Source organism: Shewanella sp., from assembly GCF_051658185.1.
Classification (GTDB): domain Bacteria; phylum Pseudomonadota; class Gammaproteobacteria; order Enterobacterales; family Shewanellaceae; genus Shewanella.
Window position 1 is genome coordinate 1 of sequence record NZ_JBOFMC010000245.1, and the last position, 6641, is coordinate 6641.

6 protein-coding genes and 1 pseudogene are annotated in these 6641 nt (G+C 47.7%); 5 read left to right on the forward strand and 2 right to left on the reverse strand.

Features of this window, described 5'->3' with window-relative positions; genetic code table 11:
- The 4 genes and pseudogenes from ACRCZA_RS09590 to ACRCZA_RS09605 form a co-directional block, all read left to right on the forward strand.
- Positions 1 to 409, forward strand: a pseudogene (locus ACRCZA_RS09590) (DNA repair protein RecO); the annotation flags it as partial.
- A gap of 91 nt (positions 410 to 500) precedes the next feature.
- Entirely contained in the window at positions 501 to 1238 is a 738-nt protein-coding gene (gene pdxJ, locus ACRCZA_RS09595; protein WP_438674221.1) for a pyridoxine 5'-phosphate synthase, read from the forward strand.
- Positions 1238 to 1621: a holo-ACP synthase gene (gene acpS / locus ACRCZA_RS09600; RefSeq protein WP_438674222.1), complete on the forward strand. Its 384-nt coding sequence runs from the start codon at positions 1238 to 1240 to the stop codon at positions 1619 to 1621. Before pdxJ ends, acpS begins: the two co-directional genes overlap by 1 nt.
- Before the next feature lie 324 nt (positions 1622 to 1945).
- Positions 1946 to 2479, forward strand: coding sequence for a DUF962 domain-containing protein (locus ACRCZA_RS09605; protein ID WP_438674223.1), 534 nt, complete (start codon positions 1946 to 1948; stop codon positions 2477 to 2479).
- A gap of 121 nt (positions 2480 to 2600) precedes the next feature.
- Here ACRCZA_RS09605 and ACRCZA_RS09610 read toward each other — a convergent pair whose 3' ends face one another.
- The gene (locus tag ACRCZA_RS09610) at positions 2601 to 3872 is read right to left on the reverse strand and encodes an HlyC/CorC family transporter (RefSeq protein ID WP_438674224.1); all 1272 of its coding nucleotides are present in this window, start codon (positions 3870 to 3872) and stop codon (positions 2601 to 2603) included.
- Between the two features lie 105 nt (positions 3873 to 3977).
- On the reverse strand, positions 3978 to 4766 hold the full coding sequence (locus tag ACRCZA_RS09615) for a cytochrome C assembly family protein (protein ID WP_438674225.1): 789 nt from the start codon (positions 4764 to 4766) through the stop codon (positions 3978 to 3980).
- 289 nt (positions 4767 to 5055) lie between these two features.
- Here ACRCZA_RS09615 and ffh point away from each other — a divergent pair, with 289 nt between their 5' ends.
- Entirely contained in the window at positions 5056 to 6429 is a 1374-nt protein-coding gene (ffh, locus tag ACRCZA_RS09620; protein WP_438674226.1) for a signal recognition particle protein, read from the forward strand.
- Positions 6430 to 6641 lie beyond the last annotated feature (212 nt).

The window sequence follows — 6641 nt, forward strand, 5'->3', positions numbered from 1 at the left end:
GGCAGCTGAGAGGTTATTTATCACTTATCATCAAACGTTAGTGGGGTTGGCGACAGGGTTTTGCCAGTCTCAGCTGCGTTATCTCGAGCTTGCCTTGTTGCATGAGCTTGGGGCTATGCCATCCTTAAGCCGAGACACGCAAGGCGAGGAGTTAAATCCGCCTGACTATTACCAACTGGTGCCCGAGTTAGGCTTTCAATTTGTCTTAAATTCCCGTTCGCGTCATACCTATCAGGGGGCGATGCTGATTGCGCTTAAGGATAAGCAATTGCTGCCGGAACATTTTTTAGAGGCAAAACGGTTGATGCGCTCAATGTTACAGCCACTGCTCGGGACTAAGCCCTTACTCAGTCGGCAATTATTTACCCAAGCTCTTACTCCTCCAATGGTTGGCAATAATTCACGCTAGCGCTTGATTTTCGTGTGTGTTTCGGTGGTTTTTCATCTGGGGGACAGTACAATAGGGCCTTATTTTTGTATTCAATCTTAAGGAGTTCCCGATGAGCCGAATCTTATTAGGTGTCAATATCGACCACATTGCGACGTTACGTCAGGCCCGTGGAACCAGTTATCCTGATCCTGTCCATGCCGCCGCCGTTGCCGAGCATGCCGGTGCGGACGGTATTACCATTCATCTTCGGGAAGACCGACGCCACATCATCGACCGGGATGTGTATTTACTGGCAAAAACCTTGAAAACCCGCATGAACTTTGAGTGTGCCCTGACCGAAGAAATGCTCAATATCGCCTGTGACATCAAACCTACCTACGTTTGTTTAGTCCCTGAAAAGCGTCAAGAAGTGACTACCGAAGGCGGTTTAGATGTGGCCGGACAATTGGATAAAATTACCGCGGCGGTGGCTCGGTTAAGCCAAGCGGGGATCCAAGTCTCTCTTTTTATCGATGCCGATCAAATGCAAATCGATGCAGCGGTGGCCAGCGGCGCACCACTTATCGAAATTCATACCGGTTGTTATGCTGATGCGAGTACTGAAGAGCAGCAATTACGCGAACTTGAGCGCATTCGTGATATGGCAAAATACGCCCACGGCAAAGGGCTCATTGTGAATGCGGGCCATGGCTTACACTACCATAACGTGAAACCTATCGCGGCAATTCCTGAGCTCTATGAGCTGAATATCGGCCATGCCATTGTTGCTCGTGCAGCGATTGATGGCTTAGCGACGGCGGTAAAAGACATGAAGACGCTGATGCTTGAAGGTCGACGGGGCGAGTAATGGCCATTGTGGGCTTAGGCACCGATATAGTTGAGATAGCACGCATTGAGGCGCAGCTTGAACGGGGCGGGGATAAGCTTGCCAAACGGGTATTAACTGAGGCTGAGCTGATGATTTATACCGTTCACAAGCAGCCTGCCCGTTATCTGGCTAAGCGCTTTGCCGCCAAGGAAGCTGCCGCCAAAGCATTGGGGACGGGGATTGGACGCGGGGTATCCTTTCAGCATATTCATATTGGGAATAATGCTTATGGTGCGCCGACAATCCATTTTACCCAGGGCGCCGGCGCGCGTTTAGCCGCCCTTAACGCCAGCGTTGGCCATATTTCAATTGCCGATGAGCAGTCCTACGCCATCGCGACGGTCGTGTTAGAGTCATTATAATCCGCTACCTATGTGCTTCACCGCTCCTCAGTTGTGTAGTCCTTGCCCCCGTTGGCACTTTGGTCCATGTGCTACGAGGCGATGAAGCACTGGGCGAGCGCTCATGGGTTAAGTAATACTGGGCAACGTGTTATTGGGCAAAGTATTACGGGGTGAAGTGTTCGGGTTAACCTTGGGTTCAAGCAAAAGGGACAGCTACCGTTCCTTTTTGTGTTTGCTAAATGCAACATTTTATTTACCTCCCCTGTTCAGTATACGGTTTTTGCGCTAGCTTAGGGTGGCGCACTTAGCGCATGTCAGCGCGATAAATAACAGGAGTCTTTGATGAAATCCGCCGTAGAGCAATTATCGACCTATAAAAGTGTCCACTTGGACACCCGTAATCTGCAAACTCATTTTATTGGTATTCCGCTTATCATTTGGTCAGTATTTTTATTATTGGCGAGTGTGAGGCTACCGCTTGGGAATGGGGCTGAACTGGGCTTAAGCTGGATCTTCGGACTGGGTGTATTAGCGTATTATTTTCGCTTGCATTGGCGATTGGCTATCGGCCTAACACTGTTTTTAGTGCCTGTTTTATATACCACCGAGATGGCTGCGCATTTGGCATACGCTCTTTGGCTGGCATTGACGATTTTCGTTGTCGGCTGGGTATTTCAGCTTATTGGGCATCACTATGAGAAGGCCAAACCGGCTTTTGTTGATGATCTCAATCAATTACTGATCGGGCCGTTTTTTCTGATGGCTGAATTGTATTTTATGCTTGGCTTAGAAACATCGCTTAATGAGGCGATTACTCCGATTGCCGCTGCGAAACGTCGGGCAATTGATGAGCAAAAAGTGCGTCAGTCAGCTTAACGTGTCATTTATCGCCCAGACATTTCAGTATGAGTACGCTGGCGTTGAGCATGGCTGAAACCTTTGAGGCTTAGCGGATGAAGCGCTTATTTAAGCGCTAACATTCAAGCTGGCCTCAAGGTTATTGCGGTGGATGGTAATACTGCGGGATGATCCGCACGGTTTTAACCATATTTTCCGCCACATCGACGACTTCTAACGGATACCCCGCAAGCCGTAAACTGGTATTTTTAGCGGGGATCTCTTCTAAATATTCCAATATTAAGCCATTGAGCGTTTTTGGCCCATCCGTTGGAAAATGCCATTTCATTTCTTTATTAAGATCGCGAACGCTAATGCTGGCATCGACTAAATAACTGCCATCTTGCTGGGCATTAATTTCTTCGCTGGGGGTAGGCAGCATGGAGGTTGTAAAATCGCCCACAATTTCTTCTAAAATATCCTCGAGTGTTACCAATCCTTGGATATCGCCGTATTCATCAACCACCAGACCTATGCGTTCTTTATTGTGCTGGAAATTAGCGAGCTGGACGTTGAGCGGTGTACCTTCGGGGATAAAATACAGTTCCTTCACCGCGCGTAGCAGGGAAGATTTACTAAATTGTTCTTTTGATTGAAGGCGCAGGGCGTCACGTAAGTGGATAAAGCCCACTGCATCATCAATCGTATCGCGATACACCAGTACTCGGGTGTGTGGACTTTGGATGACCTGACGATTAATGAGTTTAAATTCATCATTGACGTTGATGGCGTAGATGTCCGAGCGGGGCACCATAATATCTTCAACGGTCATTTTTTCTAAATCTAAAATCGACAGCAGCATTTCTTGATGGCGCTGGGGAATGAGGGCGCCCGCCTCATGGACAACGGTGCGCAGTTCTTCTTTGCTTAATGCATCACTGCTACTGATCGATGTTATCCCTAGCAGGCGCAGTATCCCGGTGGTGATTAGATTGATGCCAGTCACAACATGGGCAAACATTTTTGATAGGACAGTGAGTAACAGGCTCGAGGGAAAAGCGATACGTTCGGGGTTTAATGCCGCGATGGTTTTGGGTGTCACCTCACCGAACACTAAAACCACTAAGGTGAGCCCGCCGGTTGCGATAGCCACGCCCATGTCGCCCCACAGGCGCATCCCAATAATGGTGGCGACGGCCGAGGCTAAAATATTGACTAAGTTATTACCGATAAGGATTAAACCGATTAAGCGGTCTGGGCGTTCTAACAGTTTTAATGCCCGAATGGCCCCTTTGTTACCATTGGCAGCTAAATGCCTTAAACGGTAACGATTGAGGGTCATCATTGCCGTTTCTGAACTGGAAAAATAGGCCGAGAATAGGATCAGCACTAACAAAATAATCAGGAGTGCGCTTGTCGATATTGCGTCCAAAAATAAGGCTCCATAATGGCCATAATAGCTAAGTAAATACCGAGAATGAAAAAAGTGTCAAGTCAGTAAAGGCCATTGTTGGCCTTTACTGCTTGCTAACGTGGGTTAGCTGAGGATTAACTCTTTGACAATCCGCGCGCCAAAATAGGCCAGTGACAAGAGGATGGCCCCGGTTAAGGTATAAATGACGGCGGTGCGAATTTTACAACCGACCCAATATTGCTGCCATAGCATAGTGATATACACAAACCACGCCATGATAGATAGGATGGCTTTGTGACCTTTGCCATCGGCAAACATATCATCCAGGAACACAAAACCCGTGGCTAAGGATAAACTCAATAAAGACACCCCAATAATCACCAAATGATACAGTTGTTTTTCAACTGTCATCAGGGGAGGGATGTTCGGGCTTAGCATTAACTGTTTTTTCTTGAGTTTATTTTGGATCATTGCCAGCTGAATCGCGTATAACGCCGCAATCATGAGTGCGCTGTAGGCCATGAGCGACAATATTACGTGGATTAACACCTCTGGGTTGAGCTCAAAGTGAATAATGAACTTGGGAGGCAATAACCACAGCAGAGCAACGGATAACACTGAACAGGCATAGACCACGGGGACAACGACAATCACCTTGAGCCTAAACATCATCACCGTAAATGCAAAGGCAATAATCCAGTTAACTAAGGAGATGACGTTGGTCAGGCTAAAGTTTTGTCCATCAGTGGTGAAGATGGCTTGGGTCAGTGCTGCCGCATGTAAAATCACAGCAATGGCAGCCACGCCTGCCACCACTCGCCGATTTGGCCCGTCAGGGTGGAAGAGCCTACTTGTCACCAATACCAATGCAATGCAATAAAAAAACATGGCGGCGGCAGAAAAAATGACCATGGGTAATGAACCTATTAGTGTTGTTAAAGGTGCCTTGGGAACGGGGCAGACAGATTACTATGGGGCTTAGAATAACATGAGCGGTCGGTAAATTGGCAGTGACTTGAGTTGCAAAATTTAGCAGATTCTTATTGTTAGGCGTAAATAGTTTGCGCCAAGGGGTAAAACATGAGCCAAAGCAAGTCAGCGTCATAAGTCGTACCAAGATGACTCTGGCAGTAGCATAATGTGCAAGCATCGTTATAATACCCCCCATTAATCGAGATCCTTAAAGGTGTAGAGCAGGATAATGTTTGAGAATCTAACCGACAGACTGTCACGCACGCTGAAGAACATCAGCGGCCGTGGTCGCTTAACAGAAGAAAACGTTAAGGAAACCCTGCGCGAAGTGCGTATGGCACTGCTGGAGGCCGATGTTGCCCTGCCCGTGGTGCGTGAATTTGTTAACAACGTAAAAGAACGCGCTGTTGGCCAAGAAGTGGCAAAAAGTTTAAGCCCGGGCCAAGCCTTTATTAAGATAGTTCAAAGTGAACTTGAAAAATCCATGGGCGAGGCTAACGAAGCCTTAGATTTGGCTACCCAGCCGCCAGCCGTATTGATGATGGCAGGCTTACAGGGCGCAGGTAAAACGACCAGTGTCGCCAAGCTTGCTAAGTTATTACGCACTCGCCATAAAAAATCGGTATTGGTGGTCAGTGCGGACGTCTATCGTCCTGCGGCAATCAAACAGCTTGAAACCTTAGCTGCCGAAGTCGATGTGGAGTTTTTCCCCTCGGATGTCAGTCAAAAACCCATTGATATTGCGAAAGCGGCGATTGCCCACGCGAAACTCAAATTTATCGATGTGGTGATCCTCGATACCGCGGGTCGTTTGCATGTTGATGAAGCCATGATGGATGAAATCAAGGCGTTACATGCGGCGGTTAAACCGATTGAAACCTTGTTCGTGGTTGACGCCATGACAGGTCAAGACGCGGCCAATACGGCTAAAGCTTTTAACGAAGCCCTGCCGTTAACCGGGGTGATTTTGACCAAAGTTGATGGTGATGCCCGTGGCGGCGCGGCGTTATCGATTCGCCATATCACCGGTAAACCGATTAAATTCCTCGGTGTGGGTGAAAAAACGGATGCCTTAGAACCATTCCACCCAGATCGTATCGCCTCACGCATCTTAGGGATGGGCGATGTATTATCGCTTATTGAAGAAGTGGAGCGGGGCGTCGACAAAGAAAAAGCCATGAAATTGGCTTCTAAAGTCAAGCAAGGTGGCAGCTTTGATTTAGAAGATTTCCGTGAGCAATTGCAGCAAATGAAAAACATGGGCGGTATGATGAACATGTTAGAAAAGCTGCCCGGTGTCGGTCAATTACCGCCAGAAGCCCTAGCCCAAATCCAAGAGGGTAAGATGACGGGGCAAATGGAAGCCATCATTAACTCGATGACCGCCAAGGAACGTAAAAATCCAGACTTGATCAAAGGCTCTCGCAAACGCCGAATAGCGGCCGGTTCGGGTACCCAAATTCAAGATGTAAACCGCTTATTGAAGCAGTTTACCCAAATGCAAAAAATGATGAAAAAAATGTCCGCCAAAGGTGGTATGCAAAAAATGCTGCGCGGAATGCGTGGCATGATGCCCGGCGGCATGAAATTTCCTGGCCGTTAATCCGGCCGATTTCGACCAAAGTTAATGTTTTACCAGTCGATTGTTTTTACTGAGACCGACGAGTGCCCCAAGGCGCAGCTTTAATATTCGCCAGATTTGGTTGCATTCGTTGAAAAGTCAGGTAAAATCTTCCGGCTTTCTATCTGGGACTCTTCGCGAACACGGGGTTCCAGTTTTTATTTTTGCTTCAAGCAAATCATTAGAGGATTGAA

Excerpts from the sequence above, each read along its gene's own strand:
- pdxJ (WP_438674221.1), top strand. The coding sequence starts at position 501 with ATGAGCCGAATCTTATTAGGTGTCAATATCGACCACATTGCGACGTTA.
- ACRCZA_RS09615 (WP_438674225.1), bottom strand. The coding sequence starts at position 4,766 with ATGGTCATTTTTTCTGCCGCCGCCATGTTTTTTTATTGCATTGCATTG.
- ffh (WP_438674226.1), top strand. The coding sequence starts at position 5,056 with ATGTTTGAGAATCTAACCGACAGACTGTCACGCACGCTGAAGAACATC.
- acpS (WP_438674222.1), top strand. The coding sequence starts at position 1,238 with ATGGCCATTGTGGGCTTAGGCACCGATATAGTTGAGATAGCACGCATT.
- ACRCZA_RS09605 (WP_438674223.1), top strand. The coding sequence starts at position 1,946 with ATGAAATCCGCCGTAGAGCAATTATCGACCTATAAAAGTGTCCACTTG.